This is a genomic window from Pseudomonas sp. BIGb0558 (genome assembly GCF_024807515.1).
Lineage (GTDB): Bacteria > Pseudomonadota > Gammaproteobacteria > Pseudomonadales > Pseudomonadaceae > Aquipseudomonas > Aquipseudomonas yamanorum_A.
The window spans coordinates 73,494-90,807 of record NZ_JANUEW010000003.1; the positions used below are offsets into that span (position 1 = coordinate 73,494).

The 17,314-nt window shown below is 61.7% G+C and carries 18 protein-coding genes; 15 read left to right on the forward strand and 3 right to left on the reverse strand.

The annotated features are described in order from the left end of the window. Window positions 1–17 precede the first annotated feature (17 nt). The 13 genes from cobO to M2400_RS06465 all read left to right on the forward strand — a co-directional run bounded on the left by cobO (window position 18) and on the right by M2400_RS06465 (window position 12,046). Window positions 18–629 (forward strand): cob(I)yrinic acid a,c-diamide adenosyltransferase, encoded by a 612-nt coding sequence (cobO, locus tag M2400_RS06405; protein ID WP_177113818.1) that lies wholly within the window; start codon window positions 18–20, stop codon window positions 627–629. Continuing rightward, complete coding sequence (locus tag M2400_RS06410; RefSeq protein WP_259198733.1) at window positions 626–2,017, forward strand: cobyrinate a,c-diamide synthase; 1,392 nt, start codon at window positions 626–628, stop codon at window positions 2,015–2,017. Before cobO ends, M2400_RS06410 begins: the two co-directional genes overlap by 4 nt. Next, on the forward strand, window positions 2,014–2,664 hold the full coding sequence (gene bluB, locus M2400_RS06415; RefSeq protein ID WP_259198732.1) for a 5,6-dimethylbenzimidazole synthase: 651 nt from the start codon (window positions 2,014–2,016) through the stop codon (window positions 2,662–2,664). The genes M2400_RS06410 and bluB overlap by 4 nt, the downstream gene beginning before the upstream one ends. Next, window positions 2,661–3,569, forward strand: a complete 909-nt coding sequence (gene cbiB, locus M2400_RS06420; RefSeq protein ID WP_177044813.1) for an adenosylcobinamide-phosphate synthase CbiB — start codon at window positions 2,661–2,663, stop codon at window positions 3,567–3,569. The genes bluB and cbiB overlap by 4 nt, the downstream gene beginning before the upstream one ends. Further along, window positions 3,562–4,551, forward strand: coding sequence for a threonine-phosphate decarboxylase CobD (gene cobD, locus M2400_RS06425; protein ID WP_177133877.1), 990 nt, complete (start codon window positions 3,562–3,564; stop codon window positions 4,549–4,551). Before cbiB ends, cobD begins: the two co-directional genes overlap by 8 nt. After that, window positions 4,548–5,999: a cobyric acid synthase gene (locus M2400_RS06430; RefSeq protein ID WP_177044810.1), complete on the forward strand. Its 1,452-nt coding sequence runs from the start codon at window positions 4,548–4,550 to the stop codon at window positions 5,997–5,999. The genes cobD and M2400_RS06430 overlap by 4 nt, the downstream gene beginning before the upstream one ends. Window positions 6,000–6,759: 760 nt before the next feature. Then, window positions 6,760–7,281: a bifunctional adenosylcobinamide kinase/adenosylcobinamide-phosphate guanylyltransferase gene (gene cobU, locus M2400_RS06435; RefSeq protein ID WP_177044808.1), complete on the forward strand. Its 522-nt coding sequence runs from the start codon at window positions 6,760–6,762 to the stop codon at window positions 7,279–7,281. Continuing rightward, window positions 7,278–8,333: a nicotinate-nucleotide--dimethylbenzimidazole phosphoribosyltransferase gene (cobT, locus tag M2400_RS06440; protein ID WP_259198818.1), complete on the forward strand. Its 1,056-nt coding sequence runs from the start codon at window positions 7,278–7,280 to the stop codon at window positions 8,331–8,333. The genes cobU and cobT overlap by 4 nt, the downstream gene beginning before the upstream one ends. Beyond that, window positions 8,330–8,905 carry an alpha-ribazole phosphatase family protein gene (gene cobC, locus M2400_RS06445; protein WP_259198819.1) on the forward strand — a complete coding sequence of 192 codons (576 nt, stop codon included), beginning with the start codon at window positions 8,330–8,332 and terminating at the stop codon, window positions 8,903–8,905. The genes cobT and cobC overlap by 4 nt, the downstream gene beginning before the upstream one ends. A gap of 2 nt (window positions 8,906–8,907) precedes the next feature. Beyond that, window positions 8,908–9,636, forward strand: coding sequence for an adenosylcobinamide-GDP ribazoletransferase (locus M2400_RS06450; protein ID WP_177115315.1), 729 nt, complete (start codon window positions 8,908–8,910; stop codon window positions 9,634–9,636). A gap of 42 nt (window positions 9,637–9,678) precedes the next feature. Further along, window positions 9,679–10,083: a MarR family winged helix-turn-helix transcriptional regulator gene (locus tag M2400_RS06455; RefSeq protein WP_177044800.1), complete on the forward strand. Its 405-nt coding sequence runs from the start codon at window positions 9,679–9,681 to the stop codon at window positions 10,081–10,083. A gap of 61 nt (window positions 10,084–10,144) precedes the next feature. After that, the gene (locus M2400_RS06460; protein WP_177045156.1) at window positions 10,145–11,344 is read left to right on the forward strand and encodes an MFS transporter; all 1,200 of its coding nucleotides are present in this window, start codon (window positions 10,145–10,147) and stop codon (window positions 11,342–11,344) included. A 150-nt stretch (window positions 11,345–11,494) separates the two neighbouring features. Continuing rightward, entirely contained in the window at window positions 11,495–12,046 is a 552-nt protein-coding gene (locus tag M2400_RS06465) for a glutathione peroxidase (protein WP_177044798.1), read from the forward strand. Window positions 12,047–12,112: 66 nt separating this feature from the next. Here M2400_RS06465 and M2400_RS06470 read toward each other — a convergent pair whose 3' ends face one another. The 3 genes from M2400_RS06470 to M2400_RS06480 form a co-directional block, all read right to left on the reverse strand. Beyond that, window positions 12,113–13,402: an OmpP1/FadL family transporter gene (locus tag M2400_RS06470; protein WP_177044796.1), complete on the reverse strand. Its 1,290-nt coding sequence runs from the start codon at window positions 13,400–13,402 to the stop codon at window positions 12,113–12,115. Window positions 13,403–13,548: 146 nt separating this feature from the next. Beyond that, on the reverse strand, window positions 13,549–14,031 hold the full coding sequence (locus M2400_RS06475; protein ID WP_177044794.1) for a hypothetical protein: 483 nt from the start codon (window positions 14,029–14,031) through the stop codon (window positions 13,549–13,551). 266 nt (window positions 14,032–14,297) lie between these two features. Further along, on the reverse strand, window positions 14,298–14,522 hold the full coding sequence (locus tag M2400_RS06480) for a hypothetical protein (protein WP_003214941.1): 225 nt from the start codon (window positions 14,520–14,522) through the stop codon (window positions 14,298–14,300). A gap of 846 nt (window positions 14,523–15,368) precedes the next feature. Here M2400_RS06480 and M2400_RS06485 point away from each other — a divergent pair. Further along, complete coding sequence (locus M2400_RS06485; RefSeq protein ID WP_026078187.1) at window positions 15,369–15,692, forward strand: hypothetical protein; 324 nt, start codon at window positions 15,369–15,371, stop codon at window positions 15,690–15,692. Window positions 15,693–15,867: 175 nt separating this feature from the next. Then, a complete protein-coding gene (gene rmuC, locus M2400_RS06490; RefSeq protein WP_177077523.1) occupies window positions 15,868–17,232 on the forward strand; it encodes a DNA recombination protein RmuC in 1,365 nt (454 codons plus the stop codon). Window positions 17,233–17,314: the final 82 nt, after the last annotated feature.

Below are 17,314 nucleotides of genomic sequence, written 5' to 3' on the forward strand. Positions count from 1 at the left end.
CCCAACGGAGAGCTGCCATGACTGAATCCCCCGATCGTGACGAACGCCACCTGGCGCGCATGCTGCGCAAAAAAGCCGTGATTGACGAGCGCATTGCCAATTCACCGAACGAGTGCGGGTTGCTGCTGGTGCTCACCGGCAATGGCAAAGGCAAGAGCAGCTCAGCCTTTGGCATGCTGGCCCGGGCCATGGGCCACGGTATGCAGTGCGGCGTGGTGCAGTTCATCAAGGGCCGCAACAGCACCGGCGAAGAACTGTTCTTCCGCCGTTTCCCCGAGCAGGTGCGGTTCCACGTGATGGGCGAAGGGTTTACCTGGGAAACCCAGGACCGTGCCCGCGACATCGTGGCTGCCGAAGCCGCCTGGGCGGTCTCCCGTAAAATGCTGCAAAACCCGGCCATCGGCCTGGTGGTGCTGGATGAGCTGAACATCGCCCTCAAGCACGGCTACCTCGACCTGGACCAGGTGCTCAGCGACCTGCAGGCCCGCCCGGCCATGCAACACGTGCTGGTGACCGGCCGGGGTGCCAAACCCGAATTGATTGAAATGGCCGACACCGTGACGGAAATGGGCATGCTCAAGCACGCCTTCCAGGCCGGTATCAAGGCACAGAAAGGCATCGAACTTTGAATCAGCCCCGTCACTGTCCTGCAGTCCTGATCGCCGCACCGGCATCCGGCCAGGGCAAAACCACCGTCACCGCCGCGCTCGCCCGTTTGCACCGCAACCTGGGGCGCAAGGTGCGGGTGTTCAAATGCGGTCCGGACTTTCTCGACCCGATGATCCACGAGCGCGCCAGTGGTGCGCCGGTCTATCAATTGGACATGTGGATGGTGGGCGAGCAGGAAAGTCGCCGGTTGCTGTGGGAAGCGGCGGGGGAAGCCGACCTGATCCTGATCGAAGGCGTGATGGGCCTGTTCGACGGCACCCCGTCCAGCGCCGACCTGGCGCGCCATTTTGGCGTGCCGGTACTGGCCGTGATCGACGGTACCGCCATGGCCCAGACTTTCGGCGCCCTGGCGCTGGGCCTGGCGCGCTACCAGCCGGACCTGCCGTTTGCCGGCGTGCTGGCCAACCGCGTCGGCACCCTGCGCCACGCGCAATTACTTGAAGGCAGCCTCACCGAAGGCCTGCGCTGGTATGGCGCACTGTCCCGGGAAACCGGCATCGAGTTGCCCAGTCGGCACCTTGGCCTGGTGCAAGCCAGCGAACTGAATGACCTCGACCTGCGCCTTGACGCAGCCGCCCAGGCCCTGGGCAACAGCTGCGAGGTAGCGCTGCCACCGCCGGTGGAGTTCGCCGCGCCCGAGGTGATCGAGGCCCAGCCGTTGTTGGCCGGCGTGCGCATTGCCGTGGCCCGCGACGAAGCCTTTGCCTTTACCTATGGCGCCAGCCTCGACCTGCTGCGGGCGATGGGTGCCGAGTTGCGATTCTTCTCGCCGATTCGCGACAGCGCGTTGCCTGAAGCTGACAGCCTCTACCTGCCCGGCGGCTACCCGGAACTGCATCACCAGGCGCTGTCGGAAAATACCGCGATGCTGGACGCCATCCGCGCCCACCACGCTGCCGGCAAGCCACTGCTGGCCGAATGCGGCGGTATGCTCTATCTGCTGGACTCGCTCACCGATGTCGACGGTACCCGTGCTGAACTGGTCGGCCTGCTCCAGGGGGATGCCGTGATGCAAAAGCGTCTGGCGGCATTGGCGCTGCAAAACGTCGAACTGCCTGAAGGCCTGTTGCGCGGCCACACGTACCATCACTCGCTGACCACTACCGAGTGGCAGCCGATTGCCCGGGGCCTGAGCCCGAATGGCGGGCGCGGCGCCGAGGCGGTTTACCGTCAGGGCCGGATGACGGCGTCCTACGTGCACTTTTATTTCCCGTCCAACCCGGTGGCGGTGGCTGCCTTGTTTGCGCCGGACCCTCAGGCCGCCATCGCAGGCAAGCCAGCTCCCACACTTGACCGAGTTGAAACGCAATCCACTGTGGGAGCGGGCTTGCCCGCGATGAGGCCATGACTGACAACGCCTTTCCCCAGGCCGACCGCGAAGCCGTCTACCGCGCCATCGCCGAACGCCGCGACATGCGCCATTTCAGCGGCGGGAGCGTCGCGCCTGAATTACTCCATCGCCTGCTGCAAGCCGCGCACCAGGCGCCGAGCGTCGGCTTGATGCAGCCCTGGCGGTTTATCCGCATCAGCGACCGCACTTTGCGCGGGCAGATCCAGCAACTGGTGGAAGAAGAACGCGTACGCACCGCTGAAGCCCTCGGCGAGCGCTCCGACCAGTTCATGAAGCTCAAGGTCGAAGGCATCAACGACTGCGCCGAAGTGCTGGTGGCTGCCCTGATGGACGACCGCGAACGGCATATCTTCGGGCGACGCACCTTGCCGGAAATGGACATGGCGTCGTTGTCCTGTGCGATCCAGAATCTATGGCTGGCGGCCCGCGTCGAAGGCCTGGGCATGGGCTGGGTCTCGCTGTTCGAGCCCCAGGCCCTGGCCGAACTGCTGGGCCTGCCGCCCGGCGCCAAGCCGTTGGCCGTGTTGTGCCTGGGCCCGGTGACCGAGTTCTACCCGGCACCGATGTTGCAGCTCGAAGGCTGGACCGAACCACGGCCACTGAGTGACATGTTGTATGAGAATGTTTGGGGAGTGAGTCAATGAGTGTGGCCTTGCTGAGTGTCGCTGCGGTGGCGCTGGATGCGCTGCTGGGCGAGCCCAGGCGCTGGCATCCGCTGGTGGCGTTCGGCAATTTTGCCGGGCGCATCGAGCAGCGTTTCAACTCCGGCGGTCGTGGCTGGCGCAGCCATGGTGTCACCGCGTGGGTGATCGCGGTGGTGCCGCTGACCCTGCTGGCCACGGCCCTGTCGTGGGCGCCTTACATCGGCTGGGTACTGGAAATCCTCGCGCTGTATTGCGCCCTCGGCATGCGCAGCCTCGGCGAGCACGTGCTGCCGGTGGCGCAAGCCCTGCGCAGCGACGACCTGGACGAGGCGCGCAAGCGTGTCAGCTACCTGGTCAGCCGCCAGACCAGCGAACTCGACCGCACCGAAGTCGCCCGCGCGGCCACCGAATCGGTGCTGGAGAACGGCAGCGATGCGGTATTTGCCGCCTTGTTCTGGTTTGTGGTCGCAGGCGTGCCGGGCGTGGTGCTCTATCGTCTGAGCAACACCCTGGATGCCATGTGGGGCTATCGCAATGAGCGCTTTGAACGTTTCGGCTGGGCCGCGGCAAAGATCGACGACGTGCTCAACTATATTCCGGCACGCTTGGTGGCGTTGACCTACGCGCTGCTGGGCAAAACCCGCCTGGCCCTCACATGCTGGCGCACCCAGGGCCCGACCTGGGACAGCCCTAACGCTGGTCCGGTGATGGCGGCCGGTGCCGGCGCCCTGGGTGTGGAGCTGGGCGGCGCGGCGATTTATCACGGCGAACTGCACCAGCGCCCGCAACTGGGCGAAGGCCCGCCAGCGGACGCAGACTCAATCGAGCGTGGCTGGCAACTGGTGCAGCGCGGCGTGTGGCTATGGTTGTTGATCCTGTGCGTGGGGGCTGAGTTTTATGCTTGAGCACGGTGGCCGCTTGCGCAAGGCGGCGATGCAGTACGGCATTCCAGAAACCGAATGGCTGGACCTGTCCAGCGGCCTGGCGCCGTGGCCGTTTCCGATCCCGGAAATCCCGCTGCGGGCCTGGGCGCGCCTGCCGGAAACCGATGACGGCCTGGAACAGGCCGCCTGCGAATATTACGGAGCCACCCATGTGCTGCCTGTGGCCGGGTCCCAAGCAGCGATCCAACTGCTACCGCGCCTGCGCCGGGCGGGCAAGGTCGGTGTGCTGTCGCCTTGCTACGCCGAACACGCAGAAGCCTGGCGTCGCGCCGGCTATATCGTGCGCGAAGTGCTGGAGCAGGAAGTCGACTTCTTCCTCGACAGCCTCGACGTGCTGGTGGTGGTTAACCCCAACAACCCCACCGGCCTGAGCCTTGCGCCCCAACGCTTGCTGGACTGGCATGCACGCCTGGCCCAGCGCGGTGGCTGGCTGGTGGTGGATGAAGCCTTCATGGACATCACTCCGCAGTTGAGTCTGGCGAGCCAGGCTCATCAAGTCGGGCTGATCGTGCTGCGCTCGTTTGGCAAATTTTTCGGTCTGGCCGGGGTACGGCTGGGGTTTGTATTGGCCGAGCGCAAGCTGCTCAAACTGCTCGCCGAACAGGTGGGACCGTGGGCCGTCAGCGGGCCGACGCGGGTGCTGGGGCAAGTGTGCCTGCGCGATACCGCCGGCCATGCGCAACAGCGGCTGCGTTGCGAATCGGCCAGCCAGCGTCTGTTTGATGTGCTCGAACGCCACGACTTGCGGCCTCAGGGCGGCTGCGCGCTGTTCCAGTGGATGATCACCGACCGGGCTGAGCTGTTGCATGAATTCATGGCCCAGCGCGGGATTCTGCTGCGCCTGTTTGTCGACAACAGCAGCTTGCGGTTTGGCCTGCCGGACACCGAGGCCGACTGGCTGCGGCTGGAACAGGCGCTCAGCGCCTACAAGGACGCCTCATGAGTACCTTGATGGTGCAAGGCACCACATCCGACGCGGGCAAAAGCACGCTGGTGACCGCACTTTGCCGCTGGCTGGTGCGCCAGGGCATCCCCGTGGTGCCCTTCAAACCCCAGAACATGGCCCTCAACAGCGCCGTGACCGCCGAAGGTGGCGAGATCGGCCGCGCCCAGGCGGTGCAGGCCCAGGCGGCGAACCTGGCGCCCCACACCGACATGAACCCGGTGCTGCTCAAGCCCAACAGCGACACGGGCTCCCAGGTGATTATCCATGGGCGTGCCGTGACCACCATGAATGCCGTGGCCTACCACGACTACAAAGCCATCGCGATGCAGGCAGTGCTGGCCTCCCATGCGCGGTTGAGTGCGGCGTATCCGGTGGTGATGGTCGAGGGCGCGGGTTCGCCGGCCGAGATCAACCTGCGGGCGAATGACATTGCCAACATGGGCTTTGCCGAAGCGGTGGACTGCCCGGTGCTGCTGATTGCCGACATCAATCGTGGCGGGGTATTTGCGCATCTGGTGGGCACGCTGGAATTGTTGTCGCCGACCGAACAGGCGCGGGTCAAAGGCTTCATCATCAATCGGTTTCGCGGGGATATTGCGCTGTTGCAGCCAGGGCTGGATTGGCTGGAAGCGCGTACCGGCAAGCCGGTGGTGGGGGTGTTGCCGTATGTGATGGATTTGCACCTGGAGGCGGAGGACGGTATCGACCAGCGTCAGATCGACAAGGCGGCGCAGGTGCTCAAGGTGGTGGTGCCGGTGTTGCCACGCATCAGTAATCACACGGATTTTGATCCGCTGCGGTTGCATCCGCAGGTGGATTTGCAGTTTGTCGGGCCGGGGCAGGCGATTCCTGCGGCGGACCTGATTATTTTGCCGGGCTCGAAAAGTGTGCGCAGTGATTTGGCGTATTTGCGGGCCAATGGGTGGGATACGGCTTTGGCGCGGCACCTGCGTTATGGCGGGAAGGTGTTGGGGATTTGTGGTGGGTTGCAGATGCTCGGGGAGCAGGTGCATGACCCGCTTGGGTTGGAAGGGCCCTGCGGTTCCAGTTTGGGTTTGGGGTTGTTGGCGTTCAGTACGACTCTGGAAGAAGAGAAGCAATTGCGCAATGTGCGGGGGCGGTTGTTGCTGGAGGATGCCGAGGTGAGTGGGTATGAGATCCACGCGGGCGTAACCAGTGGCGCTGGTTTATTGCGGGCTGCGGTGCAGTTGGACGATGGGCGCAGTGATGGGGCGCAGAGTGAGGATGGGCAGATCTTTGGCACTTACCTGCATGGGGTGTTTGAGACGCCGGCTGCGTGTAGTGCGTTGTTGCGGTGGGCTGGGTTGGAGGATGTGCAAGAGGTGGATTATCACGGGTTGCGGGAGAGGGATATCGAGCGGTTGGCGGACCTGGTAGAGCAGCATTTGGATACTGGGTTGCTGCTTGATTTGTGTGGGGTTTGATTTTTTTGGACTGTGTACATATCCATTCCTGCGGTAACGGCGGCTTAGGGTTCCGCTCTTACAACGGGTCACTTTTGGCAAACGCCCGGAATGCCGGCCCAGCCAAAAGTAACCAAAAGGTCTTTGCCCCACCACTCGGTGCCTCGCTTAGGCTCGGCATGCCGGAACGAAGGCCATCGTGGTTGACGGGGCCCGCAGATCAAGATCAAAAGCAAGAGCACGGCGGCCTGAAAGCCGACCTGAGTGGTAGAAGCAAAGGCAAAAGCCAAGGCAAGCGCAGAGCTGCTTTTCTGTAGGAGCTGGCTTGCCGGCGATGCGGACAACTCGGTCTTTCAGATACACCGAGGCGATGCCATCGCTGGCAAGCCAGCTCCTACAGTGGACCGTGTTCGCTTTAGATTTTGATTTGGCTTTTGCTTCACCACACTCAAGCCGGGCGGTAGGCCGCTGTGCTGTTGATCTGCTTTTGATCTTGATCTTAGGCGCCCCGTTAAACCACGCTGGCCGAACGCAGGTAGTACGGAGCGGGTAAACCGGCAGGACGCCGGTTTAGCCGCGACGGGGCAGGGACGCCCCGTCGCGGCGGCCCGCTTCGTGCTGCCTGCGTTCGGGCACACCGAGCCTGAGCGAGGTGCCGAGTGGTGGGGCAAGAGCGTTTTGCTTACTTTTGCGCTTTTCAAAAGTGAGCCGCTGTAAGAGCGGAACCAATAGTGGCCGTTACCTAAATAACGGATATACACACAAAGCAGAGGCACAACCCATGCTCCAGTTGATCCTCGGCGGCGCCCGCTCCGGCAAAAGCCGCCTGGCTGAAACGCTCGCCACCGACAGCGGCCTGAGCGTCACCTACATCGCCACCAGCCAACCCCTGGACGGCGAAATGAGCGCGCGCGTCGCCCACCATCGCGAGCGTCGCCCAGCCGAATGGGGCTTGATCGAAGAGCCCATCGAACTGGCCCGCGTCCTCAGGGAAAACGCCAGCCCCAACCATTGCCTGCTGGTCGACTGCCTGACCCTCTGGCTCACCAACCTGCTGATGCTCGAAGACCCCGACCGTCTAAAGCAAGAACGCGAAACCCTGCTACAAACCCTGGCCACCCTCCCGGGAGAAATCATTTTTGTCAGCAACGAGACCGGTATGGGTGTCGTGCCGCTGGGCGAATTGACTCGCCGCTATGTCGATGAAGCCGGTTGGCTGCATCAAGCCTTGGCCGAACGTTGTCAGCGCGTTGTCCTGACCGTCGCCGGCCTGCCCCTGACTCTGAAAGGTACTGCATTATGACCGACACCTGGTGGCTCAACCCCTGCAAAGCAATCGACGCCCAAGCCCACGAACAAGCCCTGGCTCGCCAACAGCAACTGACCAAACCCGCCGGCTCCCTCGGCCAGCTGGAAGCCGTGGCGGTACAACTGGCCGGCCTCCAGGGCCAGGTCAAACCCAGCGTCGACCACCTGTGGATCGCCATCTTCGCCGGCGACCACGGCGTCGTCGCCGAAGGGGTCTCCGCCTTCCCCCAGGAAGTCACCGGCCAGATGCTCCACAACTTCGTCACCGGCGGCGCCGCCATCAGCGTGCTGGCCCGCCAACTGGACGCGAAACTGGAAGTGGTCGACCTCGGCACCATCACCCCCACACTGAACCTGCCCGGCGTGCGCCACCTCAACATCGGTGCCGGCACCGCCAACTTCGTCAACGGCCCGGCAATGACTGAAGCTCAGGGCCGACTGGCCTTGCAAGCCGGCCGCGACAGCGTGCGTCGCGCCATCGAGAGTGGTGCGCAACTGTTTATCGGCGGCGAAATGGGCATCGGCAACACCACCGCCGCCAGCGCCCTGGCCTGCGCACTGCTGGACTGCCAGGTCAGTGACCTCACCGGCCCCGGCACCGGCCTGAACGCCCAGGGCGTCAGCCACAAAGTCGCCGTCATCGAACGCGCCCTGGCACTGCACGCAGGCGAGCGTGATGCCCCGCTGAAAACCCTGTTCAACCTCGGCGGCTTCGAAATTGCCGCGCTGGTCGGCGCCTACCTGGCCTGTGCCCAAGAGGGCGTCGTGGTGCTGGTGGACGGCTTTATCTGCACGGTCGCGGCGCTGGTCGCCACGCGCCTCAATCCGGCCTGCCGCGAATGGCTGCTGTTCGGCCATCGCGGTGCCGAGCCCGGTCACCGTCACGTGCTGCAAAGCCTCAATGCTGAACCGCTGCTGGAACTCGGCCTGCGTTTGGGCGAGGGCAGTGGCGCCGCGCTGGCCGTGCCGTTGCTGCGCCTGGCCTGCGCGCTGCACGGGCAGATGGCAACCTTCGCTGAAGCAGCCGTGGCGGATCGTCCGGCATGACCCTGCACCTGGACCTGCTGCGCCACGGCGAAACCGAACTGGGCGGCGGCTTGCGCGGCAGCCTGGACGACGCGCTCACCGACAGGGGCTGGGAGCAGATGCGTGCGGCGGTGGTGGAGCAGGGCCCGTGGGACCGTGTGGTCAGTTCGCCGCTGCAACGTTGCGCGCGGTTTGCTGATGAGCTGGGCGCACGCCTGAACCTGCCAGTCAGCCTGGAAAAGGATCTGCAGGAGCTGCACTTCGGTGCCTGGGAAGGGCAGAGCGCTGCGGCCTTGATGGAGACCGATGCCGACGCGCTGGGGCTGTTCTGGGCCGATCCCTACAGCTTCACGCCGCCCCAGGGCGAGCCGGTGGCGCAGTTTTCCGCGCGGGTGCTCGGCGCTGTCGCCCGCTTGCATCAAGCGTATGACGGCCAGCGCGTGCTGCTGATCAGCCACGGCGGCGTCATGCGTCTACTGCTTGCCCAGGCGCGGGGTTTGCCGCGTGAGCAACTGTTGAATGTCGAAGTCGGCCATGGTGGCCTGTTCAGCCTGCAGGTAGAGGCTGGTGGCGTATTGAAGGAAGGACTCTAAGCATGCTGCCGTTCTGGATCGCCTTGCAGTTTCTCAGCAGCCTGCCGATTCGCTTGCCGGGCATGCCGCAGCCCCAGGAGCTGGGACGCTCGTTGCTGTTTTATCCGGTGGTGGGGCTGTTGTTCGGGCTCCTGCTGTGGGGCTTGAACGCCGTGTTGATGGGCGCACCCTTGCTGCTGCATGCCGCGCTGCTGTTGACCGCGTGGGTGCTGCTCAGCGGTGGCCTGCATCTGGATGGCCTGGCCGACAGCGCTGATGCCTGGCTCGGTGGCTTCGGCGACCGCGAGCGTACCCTGACCATCATGAAAGACCCGCGCAGCGGGCCGATCGCGGTGGTCACCCTGGGCCTGGTGTTGCTGCTCAAGTTCACTGCGCTGGTGGCATTGATCGAGCAGCACAACGGCGCCGCGCTGATCCTCGCACCATTGATTGGCCGCGCTTCGATGCTGGCGCTGTTTCTCACTACGCGGTACGTGCGTGCTGGCGGGTTGGGGCAGGCGTTGGCGGATCATCTACCACGGATCGTCGGCCAACAGGTGCTGATCCTCAGCGGTCTGGCGTGTCTCTTGATCGGCGGCTTCAGCGGCGGCATTGCCGTGTTGCTGGCGGCCCTGTGCTTTATCGGCTTGCGCCAATTGATGGTCAATCGCCTTGGCGGCACCACCGGCGACACGGCTGGCGCGTTGCTGGAGCTGCTGGAAGTCGCGGTGTTGATCGGTCTGGCGCTGTAACAGTTTCTTGCATTTCATTAATCCCGGGTATATACACGCTCCATGCTTGCCTCCCAATGTTTATGTACCAACCTGCGTCGCGCCGCTCGTGGCGTCAGCAGGCATTACGACGGCGCTCTCGACGGCTTCGGGATCAACGTTGCCCAGTATTCTCTGCTGTGTAATCTGCAGCGCCTCGATCAACCGAGCATTTCCAGCCTGGCCGATGCCATGGGCCTGGATCGCAGCACGTTGGGGCGCAACCTGCGGGTGCTGGAAGGCGAAGGCCTGGTGCAGTTGGTGGAGGGTGACGACCTGCGTAACCGCCTGGTGTTGCTCACCGAAACCGGGCATGAACGGCTTGCCGCGGCATTGCCGGCCTGGGAAGCGGCGCAGCAAAAATTGATTGATCAGTTGGGCGCCGAAAAGCGCGAAACCCTGTTGGCCTTGCTGGATGAACTCGCTTGATGCGGGTTTGTTCGATGACAAGCGGGTATATACCCGCGAACGGAGAATAAGAATGACCTCGATGTGGCGCACCAGCGGCTGGATTCTAGTGGGGAGTGCGTTGATCCTGGCGTTGTCTCTGGGCGTGCGGCATGGCTTTGGCCTGTTCCTGGCGCCCATGAGTGCCGAGTTTGGCTGGGGCCGTGAAACCTTTGCCTTTGCCATCGCCCTGCAAAACCTGATCTGGGGCCTGGCGCAGCCGTTTACCGGCGCCCTGGCCGACCGCTTCGGCGCTGCCAAGGTGGTGATGATCGGTGGCGTGCTGTATGCGCTGGGCCTGGTGTTCATGGGCTTGTCGGACTCGGCGTGGTCGCTGTCCCTGAGTGCCGGGTTGCTGATCGGCATCGGCCTGTCGGGCACCTCGTTCTCGGTGATCCTCGGGGTGGTGGGGCGTGCCGTGGCGCCGGAAAAACGCAGCATGGCCATGGGTATCGCCAGCGCCGCGGGCTCGTTCGGCCAGTTCGCCATGTTGCCGGGCACCCTCGGTTTGATTGGTTGGCTCGGCTGGTCGGCCGCGTTGCTGGTGCTGGGTGTGATGGTGGCGCTGATTGTGCCGCTGGTGAGCATGCTCAAGGACCGTCCGCTGCCAGCGGTGGCCGGTCAACAAACTTTGCGCGAGGCCTTGCATGAAGCCTGCTCCCATTCAGGCTTTTGGCTGTTGGCGTTCGGTTTTTTTGTCTGCGGTTTCCAGGTGGTGTTTATCGGTGTGCACTTGCCGTCGTACCTGGTGGACCAGCATTTGCCCGCCTCGGTGGGCACCACAGTGCTGGCATTGATCGGCCTGTTTAATATCTTCGGTACTTACACCGCCGGATGGCTCGGCGGGCGCATGTCCAAGCCGCGCTTGCTGACCGGGTTATACCTGCTGCGGGCGGTGGTGATTGTGATCTTCCTGTGGGCGCCGGTGACGCAAACCAGTGCCTACCTGTTCGGCATGGCAATGGGCTTCTTGTGGCTGTCCACGGTGCCGCTGACCAACGGTACGGTCGCGACCTTGTTTGGGGTCAGAAACCTTTCCATGCTCGGCGGGATCGTGTTCCTGTTCCACCAACTCGGCTCGTTCCTCGGCGGCTGGCTGGGCGGAGTGGTCTATGATCGAACCGGTAGTTACGATTTGATCTGGCAAGTGGCAATCGTCCTGAGCCTGGTGGCAGCGGCCTTGAACTGGCCGGTGCGCGAGCGGCCGGTGGCACGTTTGCAGGCGCAAATGGGGGTGGCATGAATTCGACCTGGCATTGGCTCGGCGCCGCAGGAGCAGCGCTCTTGCTGCTTCTGGCGTGGTGGGGCTGGCAACAGGGCGGGCTGGCATTGATGCAGTTGGGCATGGCGATCTGTTAAGTTCTGTGTCTGAGACTTTTCAAGGACAGGTGACATGCTGATGCGCTGGCTCGCAGTACCCGCTCTGATGGTGGCTTTTGGCGGTGTCGCCATGGCCGCCGATTGCCCGCCGTTGCTTGAAGGCCAGTTGCCCAAGCTGCGCGCCAAGGAATCCATCGACCTGTGCCAGCGTTTCGCCGGCAAGCCGCTGCTGATCGTCAACACCGCCAGCTTCTGCGGGTTTGCGCCGCAGTTCAAAGGGCTTGAGGCGTTGTATCAGCGCTACAAGGGCCAGGGCCTGGAAGTGATTGGCGTGCCGTCCGATGACTTCAAGCAGGAAGCCAAGACCGGCGAGGAAACCGCCAAGGTTTGTTATGTGAACTACGGCGTGACCTTCACCATGACCGAGCCACAGAAGGTCAAGGGCCCGGACGCGGTGCATCTGTTCAAGATCCTGGCGCAGCAGAGCAGCGCGCCGAAGTGGAATTTCTACAAGTACGTGGTGGACCGCCAGGGCAAGGTGATCGCCAATTTCTCCAGCCTGACCAAGCCGGATAATCCAGACCTGATCAAGGCGCTGGAAGAGGCGCTGGCTTCGAAGCCCTGATCGGCGCCCACTAAAAAAGCCCCGCCTCTTGTGCAAGAGAGCGGGGCTTTTTTATGTCGCTTTACATCAGAACTTGTACGTCACGCCCAGGCCGAAACCGTTGGCGCTGTTTTCGTACTTGGCGTTGTAGGACTGGCCCAGTGCGTTAGCGCGTGCAACTTTGACAGGTTCTTCCTTGAGGTAGGAGTAAGCCACGTCGATGGTCATGTTCGGCATTACGTCGTAGCCCAGGCCGAGACTGAAGATCGTCCGGTCACCGGTAGGGATACGAGGCGAGCGATCAGTGTTATTGGTCGGCGACTGGTCGAACGTCAGGCCGGTACGCAGTACCACCTGCTTGGTCACACGGTACGAGGTGCCCAGGGCGTAGGCCCAGGTGTCGTGCCAGTTCTGGTCTTCCTTGATGGTGCCGACAATTTGCGGAGCCAAAGCGCCACTGCCCGCAGCGGCAGATACGCCTTCGTTGTTGACGGTGATGTCTTTCAGTCGGCTCCAGCGCGTCCAGGTTGCGCCCGCATAGAGTTTCCAGGCATCGCTCAAGTCTTGAGTAACAGACAGGTCCCAGGACTCAGGCGTGTCGATCTTCAGCGAGGCGTCATAGCGACCATTGTTCAAGAGAGTGGCAGGAACGTTGGTCCCTTTGGTCACTTCGGTATGGCCTTCGAGCTTGTACTTCACTTTCGAGTGGTAGGTCAGGCCCACACGAGTGGTGTCAGTGGCTTGTACCAGCAGACCGGCGTTGAAGCCGAGCGCGGTGTCATCACCCTTGATCTTGATGTTATTGGAGCCGGTACCCGCGATTGGCAGGTTGATGTCGGACTCAAGCGTACCGGAGATACGGTTGATAGTCGGACCAAAACCAATGGATACCCGGTCGTTGAAGGCATAGCTGACGGTTGGCTGGAAGGTAATGACCTTCACTTCGCTCTTACTGCCGAATGCTTTGCCCTGGAAGCCACTTTCGTAGTCAGTCACCAGGCCAAATGGTGCATAGACGCCGAAACCGACAGCCCATTGCTCATTGAGTTTATTGGTGTAGAAACCGAAAGGAACGGCAGTAAAAGGCACCATGTCGCCTTTGTTGCTACCGGTGGAGCGGCCACTGACATCTTTTATGTTGGTGGAGGCATCGATCGCTGCAACACCACCTGTAACTTGCTGGCCTTCAAGGCGAGCCATACCGGCAGGGTTACCATAAACGGTGCTTGCGTTATCGGCAGAGGAAGAGCGTCCCGCAAAACCGGTACCCATCCCGGCAACATCTTGTTCGTTGAGGGCGAAGCCGCTCGCGAACACGTGGGAGGATGCCATTGCAACGGCGAGGCTAAGTGTCGTCTTGAGCATTACTTTTTTCATTATTAGAACTCCGTGGTGATCACCGCTGCGGAAAGTAACAATAAATTTATGTTTGCGCTATAGGCTGAAACATAGGAGATAGAGCGGTTTTGTAGGACAATCCGACCAAAATCAACGTTTTTAGCCGAATCTTGCAAATCGCCCGGTCAACAAGCGACGTGATTCATGGGTGAAACACAGGTTTGCCAGGCTTGGGTGAAATCCCGAAGCCGGCCCTGGGGGTGAAATATTTCTTTCCAGATACGCGCCATGGCCAAAACATCGTCGGGTGGCGGCAGGGCAGGGCGGTGTTGTTCCACCAGCAGCCAGGCGATGGCGGTGGCGTAACGCAGGTTGACCGTCAGCTCAAGCTGCGGCCCGCTGAGGAACGCGTGCTGGCTGGCGAGGCCACGAACCAGGCTGGCGCGCTCTGGGTCCAGCGCCAGGTAGTTGTCCCACAAGGCGCGGTGGCGCGGTTCGGTGATGCTGTAGAGGCCATGGCCGCGGCGGTCGTGCAAGGCTGAACCGAGGGCCGACTGGCTGGCGGCGATACCCAGCAGCAGGGATTCGGCAGTCGGGTTATGGCGGCCCAGATACAGCAGGGTGGGCCGGATCACATAACGACACAATTCGCTGGCGGCGATGCCCATAAAAGCCTCAATCCATGAAATTGGTCGGCGATACCTGAGAGGGGGGCTTGGCAGCAGTGAATCGGATCTCAGGCTCGCCGGAAGCGGATCATGCCGCTTGAGTTGAAGTGTAGTGTCATATTTACGACGTAAAGGACTGTTTTTAAAATATTTTCATCATTTAGTTATATCGTTTATATCAATTTAAACTTAGCGCGCCTGAATTTCAGGCAATAAAAAACCCCGGGTTTTAACCGGGGTTTTTGTGTTTCAGCGATCCGGGTCGATCAGGCAACCAGTGCCTGGCGAGTACGATCGATCACGGCCTGCAGCGGTTCTGCGCTGGAGTATTGATCGGGGTACAGGCGTTCGCTGTGACGAGCGATGCCGTGTTCGTTGACCAGGGTAAAGCTGAAGCAGCCTTTGCGAGCGGCCATGATCAGGCAGTTCATTGGTGCAAAAGCGTTGGTGAGGGTGCGAATGGCATCCTGAGTGTGGATTTGAGTGGACATATTATGGGTGTTCCTACAAATGACACGGTTAAGAACCGTGCAACGTTAAAACGTTCCAGTGACGCTGATCACCATTGATCAAGCGAAGAACCCGACTGGAACAAAGCAGCCAGTTTGAAGCGCTATTAAGTTGGCGCGCTTGGGCTGGCAGGTAGGTACTTAGGAGGGCAGGCAACACAACAGGGGCAAAGGTTCTGGGCCCGGGGTGAAGATCCTGATCAATTTGCAGGTTGGTTCGGTCAGCGTATGGAAACTTCGCGACACCCTTTGCATTGTTCAAAGGCTGTGTCGTCGCAAGTGATACCTGGAAACCATCGAGGTGGTCGATCCCTTTTTGTCGGCGGTGCCGTGAGGGAGTTGTTCGACCAGAATTGACTTTCAGCTTGGTACTAACGCCGCGGATAGTAACGGATTGAAACGTGGAAAGAAAGTGTGCTAGGCAAAAAACTTTTCTGGCCTCGGTGCCTCGGTAACATTCCTGGGTCGAAGTCCGACAGAAAAACGCGGTGGATATAACCGCAAGGTGAGTAGTTGTGCACATTGGTTGCGCCCTGTGTAACCGTGCTGACATACACCGTGTAGTGCTCCCGGGTGCCTGCAACTAAAATTTAAGTCAATGAAAAATCGAGCTTTTTTTTATTGGTGAAAAAATCGTCAGTTTGACTGCGGCCCCCGTTCCATGGGCCTTTGCGGGAGTTACATAACGGTTGTCCACTGAGTTATCCACAGGTTCTGTGGATTGTCCCAAGCGCTTGCTCTAGAACGGGCGTGCAGGCTTTTTTCAGCTTTACCTGTACGAAAAAAAGAGTAGAGTGGCGCGCCTTCCGTTCTGTCCCACAGTGCTTTATGAAGTTTCGCTCAGTATCACCTTCTGTTACCGACAGCCCTCAGGTTGTTACCGCACCCAAGCGTTTTTCCCTGAAAGTTGCCTTGTGGTTGCTCGACAGCCCGCGCCTGGGCCACAGCCCCAACGTGAAGCATTTCGCCGGGCATTTGCTCAAGCAACCGGCGCGCGCTGGCGTGGTAGTGGCGCAGAGTCGCCTTGGCCAGTTGATGTGCCGCGAATGCGGCAACGCCCGGGACCGCCGCATCGGCCATGACCTGCTGCGCCAGGCTGCCCGCGCCGGCGACCGCATCGCCCAGCGTGAACTGGGCCAGATCGAAGACTGAGCTGTCCTCATTGCACAGGCTTGGTTAACCTTCTTCTTTTCGGGTGACGGCAGGAATCGCTATGGCTTTTGACTGGACCAGTGTTGTGCTGGGTCTCGCCGCTGCTGGGTTGCCGCTAGTGGGCCTGTGCTGGCAGATCCAGCGAAAACTGTCTGCCCGAATGGCCGGCTGGGAATTGCTCGAAGAGCGCCTGGCCACCGCGCAACTGGCCCAGGAAGGGCTCGCCGCGCAGTTGGACGCCAGCCGTGACGAAATCAGCGACCTGAGCCAAGCCAATGCCGCCAAACAGGCCGACCTGGCGGCCGTGCGCCGCGAAGTTGAACTGCTGCAGATCGACCGCGACAACGCCCGCGACGCCGCCCACGCCTGGAACCTCGACCGTTCCTCCAAGGAAACCGAACTGCGTCGCCTGGATGCCTTGGCCGCGTCCCTGCGCGCCGAACTGCGCGAGCAACAGGAAAGCCACCAGCAACGCCTCAACGACCTGCAAGGCTCCCGCGATGAACTGCGGGCGCAGTTCGCCGAACTCGCCGGGAAGATCTTCGACGAGCGCGAGCAGCGCTTCGCCGAAACCAGCCAGCAACGCCTCGGCCAATTGCTCGATCCGCTCAAGGAACGCATCCAGTCGTTCGAAAAACGTGTCGAAGAAAGCTACCAGAGCGAAGCCCGCGAGCGGTTCTCCCTGGCCAAGGAGCTGGAGCGCCTGCAACAGCTGAACCTGCGCCTGTCCGACGAAGCCACCAACCTGACGCGCGCCCTCAAGGGCCAGAAAACCCAGGGCAACTGGGGCGAATTGATTCTGGAGCGGGTGCTGGAACATGCGGGCCTGGAGAAGGGCCGCGAGTACCAGACCCAGGTCAGCCTCAAAGGCCCGGACGGCGAACGCTTCCAGCCTGACGTGCTGATCATGCTGCCGGGTGACAAGCAGGTGGTGGTGGATTCCAAGGTCAGCCTGACCGCCTATCAACAGTACGTGGCCGAGGACGACCAAGCGATCGGCCAGGCGGCCCTGAAGCAACACGTGCTGTCCTTGCGTAACCACGTAAAAGGCTTGGCCGGCAAGGACTACAAGCGTCTGGAAGGCTTGCACAGCCTGGACTTTGTCCTGTTGTTCGTGCCCATCGAAGCCGCGTTTTCGGCAGCGCTTCAAGCGGAGCCGAACCTGTTCCAGGAAGCGTTCGACCGCAATATCGTGATTGTCAGCCCGACTACCCTGCTGGCCACCTTGCGGGTGATCGACAGCTTGTGGAAACAGGAACGGCAAAGCCAGAACGCCCGGGAAATTGCCGAGCGTGCCGGTTGGCTCTACGACAAGTTCGTACTGTTTATCCAGGACCTGGACGAGGTGGGCAACCGCCTGCAACAGTTGGACAAAGCCTACAGCGCAGCGCGCAACAAGCTGACAGATGGACGCGGAAACCTGGTGAGCCGTACCGAGCAATTGAAGCTGCTCGGTGCCCGCGCCAGCAAAAGCCTGCCGGCTGACCTGCTGGAGCGGGCAATGACCGATGAAGACGGCGTGGCGCAGTTACCGGAATAGTCACCGGCCCCTGTAGGAGCTGGCTTGCCTGCGATAGCATCAACTCGGTTTCACGTCAGAGACCGAGTCGCCTGCATCGCAG

Bases quoted from the DNA above. Each gene is read 5' to 3' on its own strand.
- cobO (WP_177113818.1), top strand. From the start codon at position 18: ATGACTGAATCCCCCGATCGTGACGAACGCCACCTGGCGCGCATGCTG.
- bluB (WP_259198732.1), top strand. From the start codon at position 2,014: ATGACTGACAACGCCTTTCCCCAGGCCGACCGCGAAGCCGTCTACCGC.
- cbiB (WP_177044813.1), top strand. From the start codon at position 2,661: ATGAGTGTGGCCTTGCTGAGTGTCGCTGCGGTGGCGCTGGATGCGCTG.
- cobD (WP_177133877.1), top strand. From the start codon at position 3,562: ATGCTTGAGCACGGTGGCCGCTTGCGCAAGGCGGCGATGCAGTACGGC.
- M2400_RS06430 (WP_177044810.1), top strand. From the start codon at position 4,548: ATGAGTACCTTGATGGTGCAAGGCACCACATCCGACGCGGGCAAAAGC.
- cobU (WP_177044808.1), top strand. From the start codon at position 6,760: ATGCTCCAGTTGATCCTCGGCGGCGCCCGCTCCGGCAAAAGCCGCCTG.
- cobT (WP_259198818.1), top strand. From the start codon at position 7,278: ATGACCGACACCTGGTGGCTCAACCCCTGCAAAGCAATCGACGCCCAA.
- cobC (WP_259198819.1), top strand. From the start codon at position 8,330: ATGACCCTGCACCTGGACCTGCTGCGCCACGGCGAAACCGAACTGGGC.
- M2400_RS06450 (WP_177115315.1), top strand. From the start codon at position 8,908: ATGCTGCCGTTCTGGATCGCCTTGCAGTTTCTCAGCAGCCTGCCGATT.
- M2400_RS06455 (WP_177044800.1), top strand. From the start codon at position 9,679: ATGCTTGCCTCCCAATGTTTATGTACCAACCTGCGTCGCGCCGCTCGT.
- M2400_RS06460 (WP_177045156.1), top strand. From the start codon at position 10,145: ATGTGGCGCACCAGCGGCTGGATTCTAGTGGGGAGTGCGTTGATCCTG.
- M2400_RS06465 (WP_177044798.1), top strand. From the start codon at position 11,495: ATGCTGATGCGCTGGCTCGCAGTACCCGCTCTGATGGTGGCTTTTGGC.
- M2400_RS06470 (WP_177044796.1), bottom strand. From the start codon at position 13,402: ATGAAAAAAGTAATGCTCAAGACGACACTTAGCCTCGCCGTTGCAATG.
- M2400_RS06475 (WP_177044794.1), bottom strand. From the start codon at position 14,031: ATGGGCATCGCCGCCAGCGAATTGTGTCGTTATGTGATCCGGCCCACC.
- M2400_RS06480 (WP_003214941.1), bottom strand. From the start codon at position 14,522: ATGTCCACTCAAATCCACACTCAGGATGCCATTCGCACCCTCACCAAC.
- M2400_RS06485 (WP_026078187.1), top strand. From the start codon at position 15,369: ATGAAGTTTCGCTCAGTATCACCTTCTGTTACCGACAGCCCTCAGGTT.